The following is a 19408-nucleotide window of genomic DNA, read 5'->3' on the forward strand; positions in this document are numbered from 1 at the left end:
CGCCGTAATGTCGATATCCGCCGCGCTGGCCGCGGTGGTCATCGCTGCCGTCACCTACAGCGTGACGTCCCTCGACAAGACGCCGAACCCGTCGGCGCTGGTGTCCGACGGAGCCGCCTCCAGTTGGCTCGTGCTCACCTGGGCGCCGAGCTTCTGCACCGCTGAACTGGGGAACGCGGCGTGCGTCTCCGGTGAGGTCGCCCCGATGGGGCACACGCTGATCCTGCACGGGCTGTGGCCGCAGCCGCGCGACCGGCAGTACTGCGGTGTGCCACAAGAGTTTCACGACCGCGAATCCGCGTTGCCGCCGGTGCAGGTCTCGGACCACGTTCGCGAGGGGCTGGCGTCGACCACCGTCAACACCGGCTCGCTGATGCAGCACGAGTGGTACACCCACGGCACGTGTGCGGGCGTCTCGCCGGACACCTACTTCGAGGACGCGGTGACCCTGACCGACGAGGCGCGCACCGCCCTCGATCCGGTGTTGCGTGATGCGGCCGGCGGGAGGGTCACGTTGGCCGCCGTCCGGGGACGCGTCGACGAGGCGTTCGGCGCGGGGGCGGGGGAGCGGGTCGGCTTCGGGTGCCAGACGGTGTCCGGTGAGGGAGCGGTCGTCGTCGAGGTACGGTTGTCGCTACCGCCGGTGGTCGCGCTGCGCGACGGCGATGGGCCCCCGTCACTGAGGAAGCTACTCGGGGACGCGCCGCCGATGCCGGTGCAGTGTCGGCACGGCAGCGTGCCGTGAAAGTCAGCTAGTCTTCGTCCGTCTGGTCACGAGATCGCCTCTTTCCGAACAACTTCGACCCCTCCCGCGTCGTCTTCGACAAGAAGTTGCTCACCGCCGTGTAGCCCTCGGTGGCGGCGCCGAGTGCCTGCGTGGCCGCGACGGAGGCTTTGTCGGCGGCGGCCTGAATCGCCTCCTTCGGGGTGGGTGCATTGATCTCGGACCACTCCAGAGCTTGTGCCCGACGCGCGTGGGCGAAGCGATCCAGATCCTCGCGCAGCTTCGGCAGGTCCCGTGTCAGCCCTTGGACGGACCAGAAGCGGAACCCGTCGATTGCCTCCGTTCTCGCGACGGCGTCGAGCACTGTCTGTGCCCGCCGGTACAGCTCGCCGTCGGCAGCCATCTGATGTGCGAGCAACTCGCGCGCGTCGTCGAGGACCTTCTGAAGATGTTGCGGCTCAGTCGATTTCACGCGGGCGATGCGCAGCCGCTGCCATTGGAACAGCGACTCCTCGGCGACGACGAGTAAGCTGAGCGTCTCGCCCAGCTGCTGATTCTCGACCGCATTGACGACGAATTCGGCGCGGTCTTGTATGGGTCGTGAGGGGTCGAAAGTCTTGAGCGTGGCGAGCGCGTGCTGCCGCAATTGCTCGACCGTCCGGTTCAGGCCCGGCCCGACACTCGAGATCCAGTCCCAGTCGGTATCCGAGAACGAACCGTGCTTGTCCAGGTAGTTGACCATGCGCTCGATGGACAGCCGGTCACCGAGGACATCACCCGAGCGCGAGGCCTGTGCGAGCCGGAGGACCTCCTCCACCTTGCTCTCGACGCGCTGGACGGCGTCCTCGACCTCACTGATCGCCGTCTTGAGCGCGATCTGCACGGCGAGCATCTGCGCCGACATGAGCTTCGCCGGGTTGACGTTGGTCTCTCTCCACTGCAGTTGAGTGAGGAACTTTCCGTCCTTACCCCGGGTCATCATGCGGGAGAAGCCATCGGTCCCCGGGATCAGTCGTTCGGCATGGATCGCCCGGACGCTGTCTGGGTGCAGCTGCACGAACTTCGCGGACTGGCCGAGCAGCGACGCCGCCCCCGCGGCCAGGCCGGTGGCATTGCCCAACGACGCCTTGTCGAGCCCGACGACCTGGATGGCGTATCCGGCGTTCTCGGTGAGCCGTTGCAGGTAGGACTCGACGGCCTCCGGGTCGCCGCCGACGAGCAGTCCTTCCGGCTGCGCGGACACCACGACTTCACCAGGCGCCGCTTCGGCGGTCGCGGGCAAGTTGTCCGCCTCGCCGGGTGCCGTGTTGAAGTCGTCCTCTGCCATCGTTGCCCCCTTAGGTGGCCGCCACGTTCGTGTCACCGCTATTCGGTCGCGCTTCCAGTGTTGAGTTGCCTGTCCTCGCGGGCCGGCAAACATAAGTGAGGCGAATTCCGGACCCGCAATTGGTGCACAAGGGACCGGCGCGAAGCCCATACGCTGGAGTGGTGACTGCGCTGGACACTTTGCTGCTGAGGTGGCTTCGCAACATCGGCATCCTCGGAGACGCACACATCGACGAGTCCGGCACTACATATGCTGGGGAGGTGGACCGATCATGGGGTTGGTCGACAATGTGACCGTCCGTCGAGCGGTCGGTGAGTTCGCGGCCCATCCTGACCAGCGCCGTGCGCTCGAGGTGCTTCGGTCGTGCATGTACGGCGAACTACTCCTCGACCTGACTGGGTCAGATCCGACCGTAGACGGTTCGTTTCCTCGCGGCTCTCGGATTCAGATCCGCGGTGGCACCGGCCCGGGCGGCGGTCGCGCGTTGTTCGCATTCACGCGTCATGAGGAAGTCGCCCGCCTCTACCCGCCGGATACTCACACTCAGTCGATGGTCACGACAGCTGCCGGCGCGCTGGCGATGGCGCGCAACGAACACGATGCCTGGCTCTATATCGATCCCGCCGGTCCGACATGTGCATTGTCGGCCACTGACATCGATTTCGCTCTGCGTAATCCGAACAACGAGCCTGTGAAGACGGCGCTCGCCGCGTGGGAAGCCGGTCACGCCGACAGGCGAGATGTCCTACAAGTTCTCATGAACGAAGGCCCGATGTTGCTGGGTGCGGACGAGAAGTCCGTCGCGGGCAAGGTCGTCGCTCGGTCCATGTCTTTGGCCGACGGTTCGTACGCGCTGGCCGGCTTCACCAGTCCTCCAGAGGTCGTCGCGTTCGGCCCGATGGATGCTGTGGTCGCCCTCACGACGCGCGAGGTGCTGAAAATGGCTCGCAGGGACGGCTACAGCGCAATCGTCATCAATCCCGCCGGGCCCTCGATTGCCCTCGACCGAAGCGAGATTGAAGGCTACGGATCATAGGCGCAGTTCGGGCGTACAGCTTCATCGTGAATTATGCAGTCAGGAACCTTCGTGCATTTCGCGGATTCCAGCGCGCGCCGCTTCGTAGTACATCTGGATATTGTCCCGAACCCAGCGCAGCTCCTCAGCGCTTGTCTTCGGCTCAAAACTCACAGTCGCTACCAGCTCTTCGAGTGACGCGTCACGCTTCGGTGCAAACTTTGTGAGGTACTGCCATCGGAAAGACCTGTCGCGAGGACCGAATTCGTTGGGTGCATCTAGCGGTGCGATCATACAATTTGTGGCGCCCTCGCGCGACGATTGATAGATCTGCATCTTGCAATCCGCGGATTTGTAGTAGACAACAGAACCGAGCCTCCCGCCCTCGTCGACATGATCGTCAATGCTATCTACCGTGAACCCAAGATCGGACAATACGGGGCCAACTATGGATTGCACTTCATCCGCAAAGTGATCGGCCATTACTCATCCACTTCCTACCCGAACCCATGAATCTCCGATACGCTCATATCCGTAAGCGGCTGCATTCTGCACCAGATACTTTATCTCCTTTGCCGAGAACGAATTGGGGTCATTGCGCACGACGTCCTCGACGGATGAGAATTTCGTGCCGTCAACGACATAGTCGATGCGTGGAACCCCGCTCTCCAACTGAGTTTTGAGGAATTGCTCATTGACCTGCCAGCCGAGCGCGTCAGCCTCTGGTTTGCTCAGGCTCTGACCGATAGCGCTCCAGGCCTCGCTTCCTGTGTCGTAGTAAATGCCGCCGTTGTGTCTCGCTTCCCCTATGTATCCAGCGTCCTCGCCGGCCCACTTGCCGAGTACCACGCGGTCGGCATATCCCGGGTCCCCGGTCGGACTAGGCATGCGGTGCGTGGATAGGTCTGCGAGTTCGCGGGCAAGCTCAACCGTCGGCTGCCCGTTCACAAATGCCTCGTTGAGACTCGATGCCACATGTGGAGCGTCAGGCGAGTAGCCGTCAGAGTAATCCCAGCCTGCAGGTGGTGAGTGATCTCCTGTTACGGGACTGAGTGGAGTCGAATGCTCGACTGCGTCTGTCGAACTCGGCGTATGGATGACATCGTCCGGGATTGCAGCTCCGGTACCGCGGGCGGCCAGGGCGGCTTCTCCGCCGAAGAGGGCGCCGGGCGCGGTGATGGCAGTGCCGCCGGCTACTTCACCCAGGTAGTGCTCGGGGTACTTCGTCAAGTGCTCGACTTCCTCGGTCAAGGAGTCGACGGGGTTGGTGACTCGTTCCCAGCTGCCTTTGGCCATGTCAGTCCAGGCGCCTTTGAGGTCCTCCCACCCATTGGCGCCGACGAGGTCCTTGATGCCTTCCTCTGTGTTGAACCAGCCGTCGGCGAAACCGTCAGCGAAGCTCGGGCGCGGTTTCGGCCCGCTCTCGGCCGGCTTGGCCGCGGGCAGCGGTTTCTGCGCTGCAGCGATGATCGCATCGAGCCGCTGCTCGATCTGGTCTGGGGGCACGCCATCGCGCAGCATCGTCTGCCGGGCAAGCTCTTTGAACTGCTGAACCTTTGCGGGGTCCATCGGCAGCGGTCCGGTGGCCGGGCTGTCTGCGGATTCGCCCGACTTCGATGATCCGGGCCCGTCGTCGGGTTTCCCGGTGAGCTGATTCAGCGCGTCGTCGAGACCGTCCGGAGTTGATGTGCGCTGCTCGCTGTTCTGGGGGAGCAGTAGGTCCTCCAGTGACCCCGTCGAATTCACCGTCGGCGCGGCACTCCCACTGGCCGCAGTGATCGCACCTGCTAGCTCGGCGTCCACTCGCTCACCGTCGGCAAGCGCGGCGGCAATGCGCGACTGTAGCTCAGTGACTTTGGCCGCGACCCGTGCGACGTACTCCTCGGTCATGTGACTGGTGTCGGGCGGGATCACCTGATTGGTGGTCTCGTCGATGGCCACGGCCGGCTGGGCGGCGGCGTCGTCGAGGATGCGCTTGATCGTCTCGGCGAGATCTTCCGCATCCTGATGGACACGTTCCATCCGGCCCGCCGCGGTTCCGAGATTGTCGGCCACGGCGTCGTGGTCGCTCGCCGTGACCCCCATCGCTGACCTGGCTGCCTGCGCGCCCTGCCCGTCCCAGGTGGACACCGCGATCAGCGAGCGGTAGAAGTCCGCGGAGTCGGTGTGGTTCGCGGCCGCGTCACGCGCCGATTGAGCCAGGTCGGCGATCTCGGGAGGCCACTCCCTGAGCTCCCTGAGGTTAAGCCCCATCTGATCAACTCAGGGCGCTGAACCCGCGTCGTCGATTCGGTCAGCGCTGCCGGTATCGGTGCGCATATAGGCGTCCGCCGCGTCGCGGTGTCCCTGCGCATGACGCGCGAACTGCTCATGGAACGTCGCACCGTCGCTTTCCCAGGCCGCCAACATGCCCGGCAACGCGGCCGCCGCCGACCCCGACCCGAGAGCGGGTTTGCTCGCCCGCGAGTGTGCTGCGAGATGCGCCTTCCGGAAGCCGCTGGCGTGACCCTCGAGTTGGTCTGCCGTCATGAGAAGCTCAGCCGGATCGACCTCGAGCGGCTCGTGCGGTTGCGACACCGCGCCCCCCTTTCTCCTGTTCGCCGCAGACTAACACCGCTGCGGTGCCCCTCAGCGCGGCAAATTCGGGGGAGTGTGCGGCACCGCCGACAGTTCTGCACCTGAGAACGCATCTCTCCCGTCGAAACGATCTGTGGCCTCTCGGTTCGGGTCGAAGATCGAAGCGCCCTCGTTAGCATCGACTTCGTGACCATCACCCCCGATGAGCACCCCCGCCTCAAGAGCTCCGAACGCAGCACCTACCAGGCGCTGGTCGACCAGCTCGAGCCCAACGACCTCGTCGTCCCAGGCCAGCGGGTCACCGACCACCTCAAGGACCACGAGGTCGACTTCGTCGTCGCCATCGAGGGCGCCGGGATCGTGTGCATCGAGGTCAAGGGCGGCGAGGTGTGGCACGACGGCGACGGTTGGCGCCAGATCCGCGGCGGCCGCCAGTACACCATCGAGCCGGTCCGGCAGGCCCGCGAAGCGTGCTATGCGTTGCGCGACTTCATCGAGAAGGACCCGCGCTGGACGCAGGGTCGCCTGCGGTGGGACCACGTCGTCGTCTTGCCGAACATCGAACTCCCCGCCGACTTCGGCCTGCCCGAATGCCCACGGTGGAAGGTCGTCGACCGCACGGACCTGCCGACGCTCGTCGACAAGCTGCGGCACGTCCTCGTCCGCCAGGAGCTCGACCGGCCGCTGCTTACCAAAGAGGGCATCGACCAACTCGGCACCGCGCTGTCCGGCCGCGGGCTACCGCAACGTGACGTCGTCGCCCGCGCCCTGGCCAACGAGGACGCCGCCGACGCCCTGACCGAACATCAGGCCATCATCCTCGACGCAATCCGCCTGCTGAACCGCGTGGAGGTCCGCGGCGGCGCCGGCAGCGGAAAGACCTTCCTGGCCATGGAGCAGGCGCGCCGGCTGGCGCAACGCGGTCAACGTGTCGCGCTGGTCTGCTACTCCCACGGGCTGGCGTCCTACCTCGAGCGCATCGCCGCCACTTGGCCGCGCCGCCAACAACCGGCGTATGTTGGCGAGTTCCACGCCCTCGGCGTGCAGTGGGGTGCGCCGGAGGGGCCCGACGAAGCGCTGCGCACAGAGGAGACGGTGCGGTTCTGGGAGCATGACCTCCCGCTGCACATGGCCGATCTCGCAGCACAACTGGAGCCGGGGCATCGGTTCGACTCAATCGTCGTCGACGAGGCCCAGGACTTCGCCGACGCCTGGTGGGACCCGCTGCTCGCCGCGCTGCGCGACCCGGTCGACGGCGGCCTGTACGTCTTCACTGACGAGGGGCAGCGGGTCTTCGATCGGTTCGGCTCGCCGCCGGTTCCGTTGGTGCCGTTGATCCTCGACCACAATCTGCGCAACACCCGGCAGATCGCCAATGCGTTTCAACCGTTGGTCGACCACCCGATGCGGTTCCTCGGCGGGGAGGGTCCGGCGGTCACATTCGTGGCGTGCAGCCGCGACGAGGCTCTCGGTGTGGGCGACGACCAGATCGATTCCCTTCTCGAACAGGGCTGGCGCCCTGAGGATGTTGCGCTGCTGACTACGGGCAGTCGCCATCCCGAGCAGGCCGAGCGGCAGAAGGACGGACACAAGGCGTACTGGGATTCGTTCTGGGACACCGATCAGGTGTTCTACGGCCACGTGCTGGGGTTCAAAGGGCTCGAGCGCCGGTGCGTCGTCCTCGTCGTCAACGAGGAAGGCAAGTTCGAACGTTCTCGCGAACGGCTTTACGTCGGACTGTCCCGCGCCCGAGACCAACTCGTCGTGTGCGGCGACCCGGACTTCATCCGTGAGGTAGGCGGGCCGGACCTGGCGCGGCGGCTGAACCTGCCATAGCGCGCCGCCCGCAATGGAGCCGCGAATTGCCGCGTTCATGGGGGTCCCCGGTATGCCAGGATTGATTGGCTTCCAGGGGGTGGTCATGAGCGAATTGCACGTTTCCCAGTCGGTGGTGATCAGGATCGCGCAGGAGTTGCGCACGGTCGTCGACGACACCCGTTCCGGTCTGGCGGGTCTGGACGACGAGCTGGGCGGTCTCTTGGGGTCCGGGTGGACCGGCGAGGCGGCGTCGGCGTTCGGTGACGTGTGGGCACGCTGGGATGAGGGCGCGCAGAGCTTGGTCAAGGGCTTGGAGGCCATGGCCTCGGCGTTGGAGGAGGCAGGCCAGAGCTATGGCGGCACCGACGCGCAGGGTCGCGCGGCGGTCGAGTCGGCGGGAATATGATGGCCGGGTTCACTGTGGACCTCGAGGCACTGCTGGCTGGTGTCGATCGCATGTCGGCGTTCCATTCCGACCTCGAACAGAAGCTGGCGGCGGTCCGCTCCTCGGTCTCGGCACTGGGTCTCACATGGCACGGCGATGCCGCATCGGCTCAGGAAGCTGCCCAGCAGCAATGGGACTCCGGGGCAAAGCAATTGCGGGAAGCGCTGGGACAACTACGCGACATCGCCGAGCAGGCGCACTCCAACTATTCGAACGCGGCCGCCACGAATCAACGCATGTGGGGCTGACTCGGCGTGGCGCCCATCGTCGTCGATCCCGATGCCCTCGCCGGAGCCGGGGAATCTGTCACCGGCGTCGGTGACGAGCTCTCGGCAGCGATCGAAGCGCTCTCATCGAGCCTCGGCGGTGGCGCGCCCAGCGGTCTGGACGCCGCAGGACTGGCTTTCGGGATGGCGTATCAGAAGTCTGCACAGGCGCTGCTGGAGGCCGGCACAGCCCTCGTCAATGCGTCGCACAACGTCGGATTCGGCGTCGGGATGTCGGCGACGAACTACTCGAACGCGAATGCGGCGTCGACGATCGGTGGTGGCGCGGCGCTGCTGACAGCACCCGTGAAGCCGAGTGAGTTCTCCACGCCATCCACCCCGCCGTCCTTGGGTGGCGGAGTGCCACCACCGTTCCTCTGGTCGGTGCTGCAGAGCTTCATCCCCGACACGTGGCCCGACGGCGATCCCGGTCGCCTGCGCTCCTCGGCGGAGGCGTGGCAGAGCTTCGCGTCAGCAATCGGCGGAATCGCCGGCGGCCTGAGCGGGCCGGCCGGAGTGATCGCCGGTCAACAGATTCCTGAGGGCGGCGCGATGACATCGGCGATGTCGGAACTGTCGCGATCGCTGTCTGACGTGGCGACTGAGGCGAACAACCTCGCCACGCAGACCCGTGAGTTCGCGGATGACGTGCAATCGACTCAGGATGCCATCCGCGACCTCTGCGATCGGGTGTCACCGTCAGGAATCTTCGACGGCATCAAGGCGGTGTTCAGCGGTGACGCGCTCGATGAGATCAAGGAGATCGCCGACGACGTCAAGGAGGTGTTGGAAAATTTCGGGCGCCAGGCTGACGGCCGCATCGCTTTGATGGAGTCGTTGATCACGGCTCTGGACTCCGCGGTGGTGTCGATGCAGCAGAGCGCCCGCCGCGAGTTCACCCACTATCTGGGAGACGACGTCGGTGGGGCGCTCGCGAGCGCCTTCGAATTTCAGTCCAACGTGGGCGAGGGCGCCATCAAGGCGGGCCTCGAGTCGATCGTTGGTATCCAGCAGTTGGATCCGGTCCGGTTCGCCTCGGATCCGGAAGGGGCCACGGCCGCATGGGGAGGCGTACTCGACACGCTGAAGTATGCGACCCCGAGCGGGGTCGCCGCTGATCCTGCCGGCGCGTTCGACCACGGCAAGAACATGGTCGAAGGGATCGTGCACGCCGAGGACTGGCGCGCGGACCGCCCGGGACTGGGCCTCGGTGGTGTGCTGTTCGAAGCGGGCTCGGCTGCAACCGGCGTCGGCGCGGCGAAGACCGGGCTTCGAGGAGCCAGCGCTGCGGCGGACGCCGGTGATACGGGTCCGGCGGTCCGCGCAGCGGCAGGTACCGCCGATGCCACCGCTCCCATCGCCGGGCGGGCATCTGACATCGCGAGCAAGCTCGAAGACCTCACCACCCTGGCCGACGACGTGCCGTCCGGCGCCGCGTCGGGCACTCACGGGCCGGCCCTGCCGCCGTCGCTCGCCGAGCCGGATGCGCCACACGCTTCCGAAGCGCCGCGGTTTCCGGAATCGACTGTGCTGCAGGAAACGCCACATGCGGTTCCAGACGGTGCAAGTTCGCGTCCGGCCGCCCCGCCTCCGGAGGCCATGCCGAAAGGCGGTTCAGGCGCGGAGGTGCCTCCACAGGCACTGCCGGAGAATGAAGCGCCGCGTGCGACGGATCCGGGTCCCGAGCCGCCCCGTGCGCCCGCAGCCCCGGAACAGTTTGCCGGGCCGACACCACCACCGGCGATGTCAGGACACGAGCGGGCGGAGTCCGATTCTGGCCCGATCGACGCTGCTGAGTCGCCCCATTCGGGAGCGTCAGGAACGACGCGGGGGCAGATCGGCGAGCATTCTTGGGAGTCGTCGCCGTCGGCACCCTCCTTCGCGCAGCCGCATCCCAATACGCCGCAGGACACGATGTCGCCGTCGACTGGCCCTACACCCACGAGTGGATTTGACGGTGGCGGCCAACATAGTGACAGCGTTGACCCGAATCTTGGCTATGACGGCGTTCCGGACCCACAAAGGTGGGACCAAAATGTGCTCTCAGAGGAGACCCGCCAAGAGATTCAGGCAATAGACAAAGGAAATCGTCCTGATCCGTCCGAGTATCTTCCGCAGGAGTTCATCGAACATCATTTGGAGAAGTTCGACGAAGGCGCCAGTCGGTTCATGACTGCAGAGGCGCTCGAAGATTTCGGGATTGGGCATCGCGACGGCACAACCTTCGTTTTCCCCACTCGGGAGCTCGAGACCCTCATGGAGACAACCGGTGGTGACCGTCGCGCGTTGGAGCAAGCGCTCGGGCTTCCGAACGGATACTTCGACGTCGATGGGGTGGTACGCGTGGACGTGCCCGAACCCAGTAACTTCGATCTGCGCATTCCCTCGGGGAATGAAGCCGGTGCCAACGATCAGTGGATTCCAGGCGGATTTCTGCCGACGGGCATGCCGGAGGCGGTGATCGATGGTGCGGCCGTGCCCTCCAGCGATATCAAGATCACAGATCTCGAGGGAAGGTGACGACAATGAGATTCGAAAAGTCTTTCGTTTCGAGAGAGCAGCGCTACTCGTTGGGTAGGGAGACTGAATCCGGTCTTCACTACTTGGCAATACCGGTGAGCAACCAGATGATCGACTACATGGAGTACTACAAGCTCAGCGACGAGGAGTATGAGGCGCTGCGCGCCGATTCGGACCTCGCGCGAGACTTCGCGGATTCGTGTCGTCGACGCGAACGCGACGAGCGCCTCTTCATGGAGCCCGGCACCGACCGTGGGATTCCACGTTGAACCGTTACGACGACGCGATCGATGGCCGAGGCACTCGACCGATATACGTCTACCGGCATCTCACCAGATGAGTTCGCCTCGGACGGTTGCTCTAGACCGTGACCAGGTTGATTCACGTGCAGTGAGCACCCCCCCACAATTCGTACGGAGTGCGACGGTCACCCCACTGCATTAATCGGCGCCGCGTGCAGGCGCCGCAACGCGGCTCGGAACGCGCGGTTCGGATGCGCCCCCGGCAGCACCGCGCCGACATCGGCCAGAGCGCGTTCAACGTTCACACCCTTCAGCCGCGCGCCGTAGAACGCGCCGACCGTCGGGGTGCGGCTGTAGGCACCGACGCAGTGCACCAACACCGTTCGCCCTTCGCGCCGCAGTGTCTCGATCGCGCGCACCCCCTCCAGCAGAACGAAGTCCAGATGCGGATTCTCATCCGCATCAACACGGTCGATCAACCGCACCTCGACATGCGGCATGCCCACCGGCACGTCGTCATCGGCCACCCGGCACAATGACACCACCGCATCGACGTCCGGCGGCAGCCGGCGCAGCACCCCGATGCCGCCCAGCACCACCCCGTCGTCATACGGATGCCGCGCCACCGTGTCGACCGGCGAACCGGGATACGAGAAGTCGAATGAATCCGGCTCACCCCGCCGCTGGATCGCCGACGCCAGCCCGACCACACCCCGCGCCGTCAGACCCGGCCACCCGTGCAGCATCGCTCGCCACCGCACCGGCACCGCCGACGCCCCGTATGCCGCCCCCAACAGACCACCCGCGATCGCCGCCACCGTGTCCGTGTCGTGGCCCGCCCGCACCGCCGCATCGAGCGCCAACCGCAGATGATCCACCCGGAACACCCCGCGGGCCGGGTCGTCGACGGGCACCGCCGTCGTGGCGATCGCCGACCACGCCGCCTGCAACGCAGCCACCACCCAGCCATTGTTCGCGAACGACGACGGCCGCGCGGACTCCGCCGCGTCGAGCCGCTCCTGCCACAGTTTCCGGCGGCTCCTGTCGATGTGGCGCAACCCTATTCGGGCGTCGAGCTGCCCGGTGAGCACCGCATGACGGATCGCGCAGCACCACAACACGCACGCGTCCCCGGCGTCGGGATCGGCGTGGGTCAGCTCGCTGACGGCGCGTGCCGCCTCGACCATCGCGTCGTCGTCGTCGAGGTAGGCCAGCGCGACCGGTGCGGTCCGCATCAGCGACCCGTTGCCCGCTGTGCGCCCGGTGAGCTCGTGCAGCCTGGCCGACTCCGCCCGTGTGCGTGTCGCCGTCACGGCGCCCGAGCGCGCCGCGGCGCTGAGCACCGACCGGGTCTGGATACCGACGTCCTTGGCGCGCAACGACCATTCGTGCCAGCGCGCGACGATCTTGTCCTGCGCGGCCGGGTCACGCAGGTCCGCGCCGGTCGCGGCGGCCTCCGCGATGGCGATCGCCATCGACGTGTCGTCGGTCCACTCGCCGGGCTCCCACACGCCGCCGCCGGCCATCTCGACCGGCAGTTCCGGTCCGCGTGGCGGCCCGAACTCGTACGGCGCGCCGAGCGCGTCCCCCGCCGCCGTCGCCAGCAGCACCCCTTCGATGCGATCGTGCAAAGACGTCATGACATCCCCCTCGGCACTCAATTTGCGCGGTTCTGCGCTAATCGAGCATCACTGTACGCTGAGGTACCGACATGGGCCACAACTTTCGAGACGGCAGCGGGCGCGCGCTCACCGACTACCCGCGCCCGTCGGTCGCCGTGGACACCGCGGTCCTGACTCTCGACGACGAGCTGGGGCTGGTCGTGTTGGAGGTGCGCCGGGCGACCGGGCCGGGTTGGGCGCTGCCCGGCACCTTCCTGCACGAGGGGGAGCGACTCGCCGACGCCGTCGACCGGTCACTGCGCGTCAAGGCCAACGTCCGCGGCCTGCGTCCCCGCCAGCTGCAGGTCTTCGACGATCCGGCCCGCGACGACCGCGGTTGGGTGCTCTCGGTCGCGCATGTCCAGGTGGTGCAGAGTGGCCAGCTCGCCTCCCGCTTCCCGGCTGCGACGCGACTCGTCCCGGTCGCGAAACCCGGGCGGCTGCCGTACGACCACGCCGACATCATCGTGCGGGCCGTCGAGCGCATCCGATTCCGCTACGCGGACCAGCCCGATCCCGACGGTCTGCTGGGGGAGGAGTTCACCCTGCGCGAACTGCGGTTGGCCCACGAGGCGGTGGCAGGAAAGGTGTTGCAGCGGGACACGTTTCGCCGCGCGATGGAAAGCAAGCTCGAGGCGACGGGCATGACCACGAGCGGGTCGCGGGGTCGCCCGGCCGAATTGTTCCGTCGCGCTCAGGCGTAGGTCACGTCGACGGCCACCCGCTCAACGCTAGGTCTGCGACGGCGTGCAGATCGGCACGGCCGGCTCCGCTGCGGGCCTGGATCGCGATGCCCTGGCACACCGCGGCGACCCAGCGAGCCAGCAACAGGGTGTCCACGCGCGACAGCTCGCCGGCGGCCGCCGCTTCGTCGAAGCGTTCGGCGAGCCGGTGCACCGTCGCATCCCGCCACTCGGCCAGGCCGGGCGCCTCGCCGACGGTCATGCACCCGTGCACGTCACCGCTGACCGTGTCGGCCGCACCGTGCATCATCGCCTCGGCGACCTCGCGTGCCGTCGGCCGCGTCAGCGCCTCGGCGGTGTAGGCGCTCGGGCCGGCGAGATAGCGCCGGAAAGCGCGGTCGAACAGATTCTCCTTGGACCCGAACTCCGCGTAGACGCTGCGGCGGTTCACGCCGGTCGCAGCCGTCACGTCCGAGATCGAGACACCGTCGAACCCGCGCTCCCAGAACAGCTTCATCGCCGCGTCCTCGACCTGCTCGGGGTCGAACTCCCGCGGCCGCCCGATGGCCATAGCGGACCACCCTTTCTGTGATGCCGGTCACAGCGGGAATGTTGTCGTATGGGAACCGGCTTGACCTCAGCGTACTAAGTAACACATCGGTTCGTAACTACGAGAGGCCATCGAGATGAGCACAGCACCCCTGACCGGACGCCGAGTATTCCTGACCGGCGGATCGCGCGGAATCGGCGCGGAGATCGTGCGGCGGCTGGTCGCCGACGCGGCCGCCGTGGCGTTCACGTACTCGGCCTCCGCGGCGAACGCGGAGAAACTCGTCGCCGAGGTGGCCGCGGACGGCGGAAAGGCGGTGGCAATCCAGGCCGACGCCGCCGATGCGGCCCAGACTGCGGGCGCCGTCGACCGCGCCGTCGCCGAGCTCGGCGGCCTTGACGTGGTGGTGAACAACGCCGCCGTCGCGCACATCGCCCCGATCGACGACTATCCGGCCGACGAGTTCGACCGCCAGGTCGCCATCAACATCGGCAGCATGTTCTGGACGACCCGCAGCGCGATCAAACATCTGGGTGAGGGCGCGCGCATCATCAACATCGGCAGCGTCAACGCCGACCGCATCCCCGGCCCGGGACTGTCGGTCTATGGCATGACCAAAGGCGCGGTGTCGTCGTTCACCCGCGGCCTGGCCCGCGAACTCGGACCGCGCGGCATCACGGTCAACAACGTGCAGCCCGGCCCGATCGACACCGACGCCAACCCGGACAGCGGCGACTTCGCCGACAGCCTCAAGGCCGTCACTGCTCAGGGCCGCTACGGGCACACCACCGACGTCGCGGCATTCGTCAGCTTCCTGGCCGGCCCGGAGTCCGGATACATCACCGGAGCGAACCTCAACATCGACGGCGGCTTCACCGTCTGACTTATTCGAAAAACGCTGCGTATCGGGCGATTTGACATCCGTGTTAACGCCACCGGTCGAGACAGTGACCGATGTCGCAATGTGTGTCCGGGTGGGCGTTCTGGGTACGGTCGTGATCATGGATGTCTACAGTCTCGCTTTTGAATGGACGGACACCAACAAGCATTGGTTGATCGAGGTTCCCATTCGGATCGTCGCGTACGTCGTGGTTGCGCTGATCGCCCGCTACGTGCTGCATCGCTTGATCGACCGCGCCGCGACCGGGCGCACCAAATCCCGCAGCAACTCTGACCAGGATCCCGCCAAGAAGCCGCCGCTGCTGCGCCACCTGCGTGATCGTGCCCCGTCTACGGTGACGGGCGCGAAAAACGCAGAACGGCGCCAGCAGCGTGCGCAGACCATCGGCTCGGTGCTGAAGTCGACGGTGTCGATCGTGCTGCTGATCTGGGTGGTGCTGTCCGGTCTGAACGTGGTGGGCGTAAACATCGCGCCGTTCATCGCCTCGGCCGGCGTGGTCGGCCTGGCCATCGGCTTCGGCGCGCAGAACCTGGTCCGCGACTTCGTCACCGGCGTCTTCATGCTGCTCGAGGACCAATACGGCGTCGGCGACACCGTCGACCTCGGGGAAGCGGTCGGCGAGGTCGAGAGTGTCGGGCTGCGCGTCACCACCGTCCGCGACATCGACGGCACCCTCTGGTACGTCCGCAACGGGGAGATCGCGCGCGTCGGCAACATGAGCCAGGACTACGCCGTCGCCCGTATCGAGATGCCTGTTGCGTTGACCGCCGATGTTGCGCAGGCCGAGAGGGTGGCGGTCGAGGCCGCCGAGGAGGCTCTCGAAGACCCGGCGTTGTCCGCGAAGGTGCTCGGCAAGCCGGAGATGCTCGGGGTGCAGGAGCTCTCGCCCGACCTGCTGACGCTGCGGATGACGCTCAAGACCCGCCCGAACGCGCAGTGGTCGGTGCAGCGACGGCTGCGACGGGAAATCCTGCGTGCCTACGACGAGAACGACATCGAACTGCCGACCCGTGGGCGGGTGTACGCGATGGCAGAGGAGTAGGCCGCTAGCGAACGCTGCAGAGGTCGAATTGTCGTACCTGACTGGAATAATAGGTAGGTGACGCAAACTTCCCTCGACCGCCTGCACATCGTCGAATCGACCGACTGGCTGCTCGGCATCATCGCCCTGCTCGAATCACGGTCGCGGACCCGACCGTGGCGCTACGGCTTTGGAGAGGCTCGTCGCGGCGATCCCGTGGCGATCGTCTTGAACACCGAGCCGGCGTCCATCCTCACCACGCTCGGCAGCATCGGCGCCGACGAGGGCACCGGTCGTGCTGTCGTCGACTGGACCTTCATCGAGCCCCATGTCCTCGACCTCGCCACCCTGGTACACGTCGTCACTTTCGGTCGCGATCCGCGCCGGGCGTGGCGCCTCGAGGGCGACGACGCGGTCCGCATGGAGCTCGCGTTATCGGAGTGCCATGACCGCGCCGACCCGTCGTTGCGGTTCGGGCACACTTCAGTGACCCGAGCCCGCATCCTCCTGCATTCACGCGGGCGGTGCACCGGCTGCGATGACCCCATCGATCTGGTGTCGGACCACGCGCGCGACAACTTCGTCTTCCACACCGTCGACGAACCCGCCCGTGAGGCGCCCGAAGTGCTGATCATGGACGACCGCAACGCGTGCAGCTACCTCGAAGGCCCCGTCCCCGCCAGCTGCTGGCGCCCGGAGTTGCCCGAGGACTGGCCCGGCGTGCTGTGCCGGCGCTGCCAGGACCGGATGCGCGAGGGCGGGTGCACCAACCTGCTCGACTTCCGGTTCTCCCAGCATCCGAAGTGCCTCGCCTGCGGTGAGGGGCGCACGCAGCGCGCACTGTTCGGGATGTTGATGCACCGGGATATCCCGCCCTGGCTCGACGCCCGCGGCTGCTGCGTCACCGACGATATTTGGACGTGCACCGAATGCACACTCACCTGGTGAAGCCGCCTCAGCGAGCAGTCATCCCACGCTACAGTCACGCGAATGGGCCATCTCTTCGTCGCCCAGGGTGACCTGACCAAGTTGGCGTGCGACGCCATCCTGATCCCCTGCGATTCGGCCGGGAATGTCAACGCGGTGTGGAGGGACCTGGTGCCCGCAGGGCTCCCGGCCTCGCAGTTCGACCCCGGGTGGCTGGCCATCCCCGGCGAGCCGAAAGCGGGTGTCTTCGACCTGCCCGCCGTCGACGACCGTGCGGTGCGGGCATTCGTCACCGTCGACGTCGATCACGATGCCACGCCGGACAACGTTGTCGATCGCACCTGGGCGGCAGTCCGCCGGGTGGCCGGCACGACGACCGCACGCGAGGGCCGCGCGGCGCCGTTGGTCGGGCTGCCGCTGCCCGGCACCGGCCACGGTGGGCTGCGCACCCGCCGCGCCGAGGTGATCACCAAACTGCTGGAGCGTCAGCGCGCGACGGCTGTGGACGCCGACGTCGCACTCGTCCTGTCCGACCGCCGCGACTTCGCAGCCGTTCAGGAGCGCCGAAACAACGACGATTGGCGTGACCTGTCCGACGAACTGCGCGGCCACGCAGACCGTTTGGGTCGACTCGCAGCCCACGGCGAGCTCTCGCTGTTCCTCGGGGCAGGGGTGTCCAAACCGGTAGGCCTGCCCGACTGGTGGGAGCTGCTCAAGCGTCTCGCCGAGGAGGCACAGATCGATCCGCCAGTCGGCGATGACCCCTATCGGGCCGCCGAGCCGATCATCGACAAGCTCGGGGACGGTCGCCACGATGCCGTTCGGCGACTTCTGGACAAGCCGCTCCACGGGGTCGGCCACGCACTGCTGGCGAGCATCGACGTCCGACGCATGGTGACCACCAACTTCGATCCCTGCATGGAGACAGCCCTCAAAGCCCCTGCAGGCGAACGTTTCCGGGTACTCACCCGCCAACTTGCGGCCGGCGGGTCGCGCTGGCTGCTCAAGATCAACGGAGACGTCGGCCAGCCCGGCTCCATCGTGCTCACCGAGACCGACCTCGAGCGTCATCCCGACGAACGCAAGGCGCTCGAAGGCGTCGTGCAGACCCTGTTGTTGACGAGCCACCTGCTGTTCGTCGGGTTCAGCCTTACGGACACGAATTTCCTCGCGATGGCCAAGGCCGTCTCGAAAGTGCGTGCCAGAGCCCACGACCGCGAGTCGTCGAAACCCGGCACAGCGCTGGCGCTCACGGCGAAGGGCTTGGAGCGGGCGCAGTACAAGGACCTCGAGATGTTGTCCATGGGCGCAGAGTCGTCCGCGAAAGGCGCACGGATTCTCGAGATCTTCCTCGACCGCCTGGTGTGGGCCGCGTCGACGCAGAGCGAACTGTCGAACGAGTACCTGCTCGACAGCCGCTATGCGAGTGGCCTATCAGAACAGGATCGGGCGCTTCGGGACCTGCTCGTCAACCTGGTGGAAAGCGCGTCCCCGCAGGCGAAGTCGAGTAGCGGGTGGAAGCGCGTCGAGGAGTGCCTGCGCAGCCTCGGCGGGGTCGCGCATTGAGGCGGCCTCCGCGAACGGGTCTGAGAAAGAGGGGGTTGGCGCGTCACTGAAACCGGGGCGTGCCGGGCACTGAACCGTTTTCAGTGCGCTCCCACCCACCACGGCGGGAAACTGATGTCCAGTCGCACACTACGTCGGTAGCCCGACCACGTCGGCACACCCTCCGGCTGCCCGCGGTAGACGCCGCGGGCAGCTGCGGTCACCCGCTCGCGCTGAGTCGGCCACTGCAATTCCGTTGCGATGTCCTCGAGCGCGGAGAGGCGACGGTCGTCGAGCGCACGGTCGACCAATGGCACCGCGGGAAGTGCATTGCTCTTGTCGCCGTTGCATCGCCGGCACGCCAACACCAGATTGGCCAGACCGTCGATCCCGACCAGCGACCATGGCAGCACATGGTCGATTGGATTGTCCGCCGGCAGGTGCGTCCCGCAGTAGAAGCACTGTGGCCCGAACGCCTCCTTGTAGGGCTCTCGCACCGCAGCCAAGGCCGTCCGCTCCCGTCCGAACAGGTGCCCCGCGACGTCGGGCACGTCGGAGTCGAGGAATTTGTTCATCCGCCGCACGTCCTCGACCCACATGATCTCCAGCGCCGGCTTCAACAATCCGGCCAGCCGGGCCAGCCCGTGGGCCACGCCGGGCTTGAGTTCAATGGCGTCGCCCTGAGACCGCACCGCAGACCGTGACACATTCTCCCCGAGAAACGAATCGTCGTAGAGAAAAGGATCACTCACCGATGAGCCAGGCAGCTTCTGCAGACGGGGCAGTGGCTGCTTGATCAAGGCGATGGCGATCCGGTCGATCGCCAGCGCGTAGTCCGTGGGCGCACGCAACATGGCGACTTCAAGGGACAATCGGCTGTTGCCCGCCTTCGCCGCCGCCCGAAAGCTCTTCGTGGCGTCGATGATTCGTGTTCGGGTTCCAGTACGGCGCTGGGCCAGGTCATGCCCTTCGAACGGCCGTACCTGATGCCAGTACAGCGCGAGAACGCGGTGAGCGATGTCGGGGATCGGCACTGTCAGCGGATCGTCCGCGTCACGCGGCAAATTCTCGATCGAATGCTCGATCAACGCCATCAACGTGGCGAGCTTGTAGGTGGCGTCGCGCTGCCCCTGCTCGAGGATGGCGATGACGCGCTGGCCGAGCAGCAGCGGATCACTCGCCACGA

19 protein-coding genes are annotated in these 19408 nt (G+C 66.5%); 12 read left to right on the forward strand and 7 right to left on the reverse strand.

Annotated features, from left to right (window positions below; genetic code table 11):
- The first annotated feature begins 7 nt into the window (after nucleotides 1-7).
- Nucleotides 8-745 (forward strand): ribonuclease T2 family protein, encoded by a 738-nt coding sequence (locus AU196_RS17880; protein WP_231737636.1) that lies wholly within the window; start codon nucleotides 8-10, stop codon nucleotides 743-745.
- Between the two features lie 7 nt (nucleotides 746-752).
- Here the strand turns inward: AU196_RS17880 and AU196_RS17885 are convergent, their stop codons facing one another.
- Nucleotides 753-2006, reverse strand: coding sequence for a hypothetical protein (locus AU196_RS17885; RefSeq protein WP_231737637.1), 1254 nt, complete (start codon nucleotides 2004-2006; stop codon nucleotides 753-755).
- A gap of 316 nt (nucleotides 2007-2322) precedes the next feature.
- Here AU196_RS17885 and AU196_RS17890 point away from each other — a divergent pair, with 316 nt between their 5' ends.
- Nucleotides 2323-3087 carry an SseB family protein gene (locus AU196_RS17890; RefSeq protein WP_059096415.1) on the forward strand — a complete coding sequence of 255 codons (765 nt, stop codon included), beginning with the start codon at nucleotides 2323-2325 and terminating at the stop codon, nucleotides 3085-3087.
- A 39-nt stretch (nucleotides 3088-3126) separates the two neighbouring features.
- On the opposite strand, the gene AU196_RS25615 is transcribed toward AU196_RS17890, so the two are convergent.
- From AU196_RS25615 to AU196_RS25620, 3 genes are read right to left on the reverse strand one after another with little or no spacing between them, the layout of a single operon-like run.
- Nucleotides 3127-3549: a hypothetical protein gene (locus AU196_RS25615; protein WP_157546459.1), complete on the reverse strand. Its 423-nt coding sequence runs from the start codon at nucleotides 3547-3549 to the stop codon at nucleotides 3127-3129.
- A gap of 3 nt (nucleotides 3550-3552) precedes the next feature.
- Complete coding sequence (locus tag AU196_RS17895; RefSeq protein ID WP_059096416.1) at nucleotides 3553-5319, reverse strand: Rv0964c family protein; 1767 nt, start codon at nucleotides 5317-5319, stop codon at nucleotides 3553-3555.
- Between the two features lie 9 nt (nucleotides 5320-5328).
- Entirely contained in the window at nucleotides 5329-5643 is a 315-nt protein-coding gene (locus AU196_RS25620) for a type VII secretion target (protein WP_059096417.1), read from the reverse strand.
- 186 nt (nucleotides 5644-5829) lie between these two features.
- On the opposite strand from AU196_RS25620, the gene AU196_RS17905 reads away from it, so the two are divergent.
- From AU196_RS17905 to AU196_RS17925, 5 genes are all read left to right on the forward strand, one after another.
- The gene (locus AU196_RS17905; protein WP_059096418.1) at nucleotides 5830-7479 is read left to right on the forward strand and encodes a nuclease-related domain-containing DEAD/DEAH box helicase; all 1650 of its coding nucleotides are present in this window, start codon (nucleotides 5830-5832) and stop codon (nucleotides 7477-7479) included.
- Between the two features lie 85 nt (nucleotides 7480-7564).
- Nucleotides 7565-7867, forward strand: a complete 303-nt coding sequence (locus AU196_RS17910) for a WXG100 family type VII secretion target (RefSeq protein ID WP_197415829.1) — start codon at nucleotides 7565-7567, stop codon at nucleotides 7865-7867.
- Between the two features lie 14 nt (nucleotides 7868-7881).
- Entirely contained in the window at nucleotides 7882-8154 is a 273-nt protein-coding gene (locus tag AU196_RS17915) for a WXG100 family type VII secretion target (RefSeq protein ID WP_197415830.1), read from the forward strand.
- 6 nt (nucleotides 8155-8160) lie between these two features.
- A complete protein-coding gene (locus AU196_RS17920; RefSeq protein ID WP_059096421.1) occupies nucleotides 8161-10692 on the forward strand; it encodes a WXG100-like domain-containing protein in 2532 nt (843 codons plus the stop codon).
- A 5-nt stretch (nucleotides 10693-10697) separates the two neighbouring features.
- Nucleotides 10698-10961 carry a hypothetical protein gene (locus AU196_RS17925; RefSeq protein WP_059096643.1) on the forward strand — a complete coding sequence of 88 codons (264 nt, stop codon included), beginning with the start codon at nucleotides 10698-10700 and terminating at the stop codon, nucleotides 10959-10961.
- A gap of 158 nt (nucleotides 10962-11119) precedes the next feature.
- Here the strand turns inward: AU196_RS17925 and AU196_RS17930 are convergent, their stop codons facing one another.
- Entirely contained in the window at nucleotides 11120-12574 is a 1455-nt protein-coding gene (locus AU196_RS17930) for an ADP-ribosylglycohydrolase family protein (protein WP_059096422.1), read from the reverse strand.
- A 71-nt stretch (nucleotides 12575-12645) separates the two neighbouring features.
- Here AU196_RS17930 and AU196_RS17935 point away from each other — a divergent pair, with 71 nt between their 5' ends.
- A complete protein-coding gene (locus AU196_RS17935; RefSeq protein WP_059096423.1) occupies nucleotides 12646-13299 on the forward strand; it encodes an NUDIX hydrolase in 654 nt (217 codons plus the stop codon).
- Between the two features lies 1 nt (nucleotide 13300).
- Here AU196_RS17935 and AU196_RS17940 read toward each other — a convergent pair whose 3' ends face one another.
- Nucleotides 13301-13849 (reverse strand): TetR/AcrR family transcriptional regulator, encoded by a 549-nt coding sequence (locus tag AU196_RS17940; RefSeq protein WP_059096424.1) that lies wholly within the window; start codon nucleotides 13847-13849, stop codon nucleotides 13301-13303.
- Between the two features lie 115 nt (nucleotides 13850-13964).
- Here AU196_RS17940 and AU196_RS17945 point away from each other — a divergent pair, with 115 nt between their 5' ends.
- The 4 genes from AU196_RS17945 (at nucleotide 13965) to AU196_RS17960 (ending at nucleotide 18243) form a co-directional block, all read left to right on the forward strand.
- Entirely contained in the window at nucleotides 13965-14711 is a 747-nt protein-coding gene (locus tag AU196_RS17945) for an SDR family oxidoreductase (protein WP_059096425.1), read from the forward strand.
- Between the two features lie 118 nt (nucleotides 14712-14829).
- Nucleotides 14830-15771 (forward strand): mechanosensitive ion channel family protein, encoded by a 942-nt coding sequence (locus AU196_RS17950; protein ID WP_059096644.1) that lies wholly within the window; start codon nucleotides 14830-14832, stop codon nucleotides 15769-15771.
- Nucleotides 15772-15828: 57 nt separating this feature from the next.
- Nucleotides 15829-16698 (forward strand): hypothetical protein, encoded by an 870-nt coding sequence (locus tag AU196_RS17955; protein ID WP_059096426.1) that lies wholly within the window; start codon nucleotides 15829-15831, stop codon nucleotides 16696-16698.
- 42 nt (nucleotides 16699-16740) lie between these two features.
- On the forward strand, nucleotides 16741-18243 hold the full coding sequence (locus AU196_RS17960; RefSeq protein WP_059096427.1) for an SIR2 family protein: 1503 nt from the start codon (nucleotides 16741-16743) through the stop codon (nucleotides 18241-18243).
- Nucleotides 18244-18323: 80 nt separating this feature from the next.
- On the opposite strand, the gene AU196_RS17965 is transcribed toward AU196_RS17960, so the two are convergent.
- Nucleotides 18324-19406, reverse strand: coding sequence for an HNH endonuclease (locus AU196_RS17965; protein WP_059096428.1), 1083 nt, complete (start codon nucleotides 19404-19406; stop codon nucleotides 18324-18326).
- Between the last annotated feature and the right edge of the window lie 2 nt (nucleotides 19407-19408).

It is taken from the genome of Mycobacterium sp. IS-1742, from assembly GCF_001500125.1.
GTDB lineage: Bacteria > Actinomycetota > Actinomycetes > Mycobacteriales > Mycobacteriaceae > Mycobacterium.

Coding starts and splice junctions, on each gene's coding strand:
- AU196_RS17880 (WP_231737636.1), top strand. CDS start 8: ATGTCGATATCCGCCGCGCTGGCCGCGGTGGTCATCGCTGCCGTCACC.
- AU196_RS17910 (WP_197415829.1), top strand. CDS start 7,565: ATGAGCGAATTGCACGTTTCCCAGTCGGTGGTGATCAGGATCGCGCAG.
- AU196_RS17930 (WP_059096422.1), bottom strand. CDS start 12,574: ATGACGTCTTTGCACGATCGCATCGAAGGGGTGCTGCTGGCGACGGCG.
- AU196_RS25615 (WP_157546459.1), bottom strand. CDS start 3,549: ATGGCCGATCACTTTGCGGATGAAGTGCAATCCATAGTTGGCCCCGTA.
- AU196_RS17945 (WP_059096425.1), top strand. CDS start 13,965: ATGAGCACAGCACCCCTGACCGGACGCCGAGTATTCCTGACCGGCGGA.
- AU196_RS17940 (WP_059096424.1), bottom strand. CDS start 13,849: ATGGCCATCGGGCGGCCGCGGGAGTTCGACCCCGAGCAGGTCGAGGAC.
- AU196_RS17895 (WP_059096416.1), bottom strand. CDS start 5,319: ATGGGGCTTAACCTCAGGGAGCTCAGGGAGTGGCCTCCCGAGATCGCC.
- AU196_RS17935 (WP_059096423.1), top strand. CDS start 12,646: ATGGGCCACAACTTTCGAGACGGCAGCGGGCGCGCGCTCACCGACTAC.
- AU196_RS17960 (WP_059096427.1), top strand. CDS start 16,741: ATGGGCCATCTCTTCGTCGCCCAGGGTGACCTGACCAAGTTGGCGTGC.
- AU196_RS17890 (WP_059096415.1), top strand. CDS start 2,323: ATGGGGTTGGTCGACAATGTGACCGTCCGTCGAGCGGTCGGTGAGTTC.
- AU196_RS17925 (WP_059096643.1), top strand. CDS start 10,698: ATGAGATTCGAAAAGTCTTTCGTTTCGAGAGAGCAGCGCTACTCGTTG.
- AU196_RS17950 (WP_059096644.1), top strand. CDS start 14,830: ATGGATGTCTACAGTCTCGCTTTTGAATGGACGGACACCAACAAGCAT.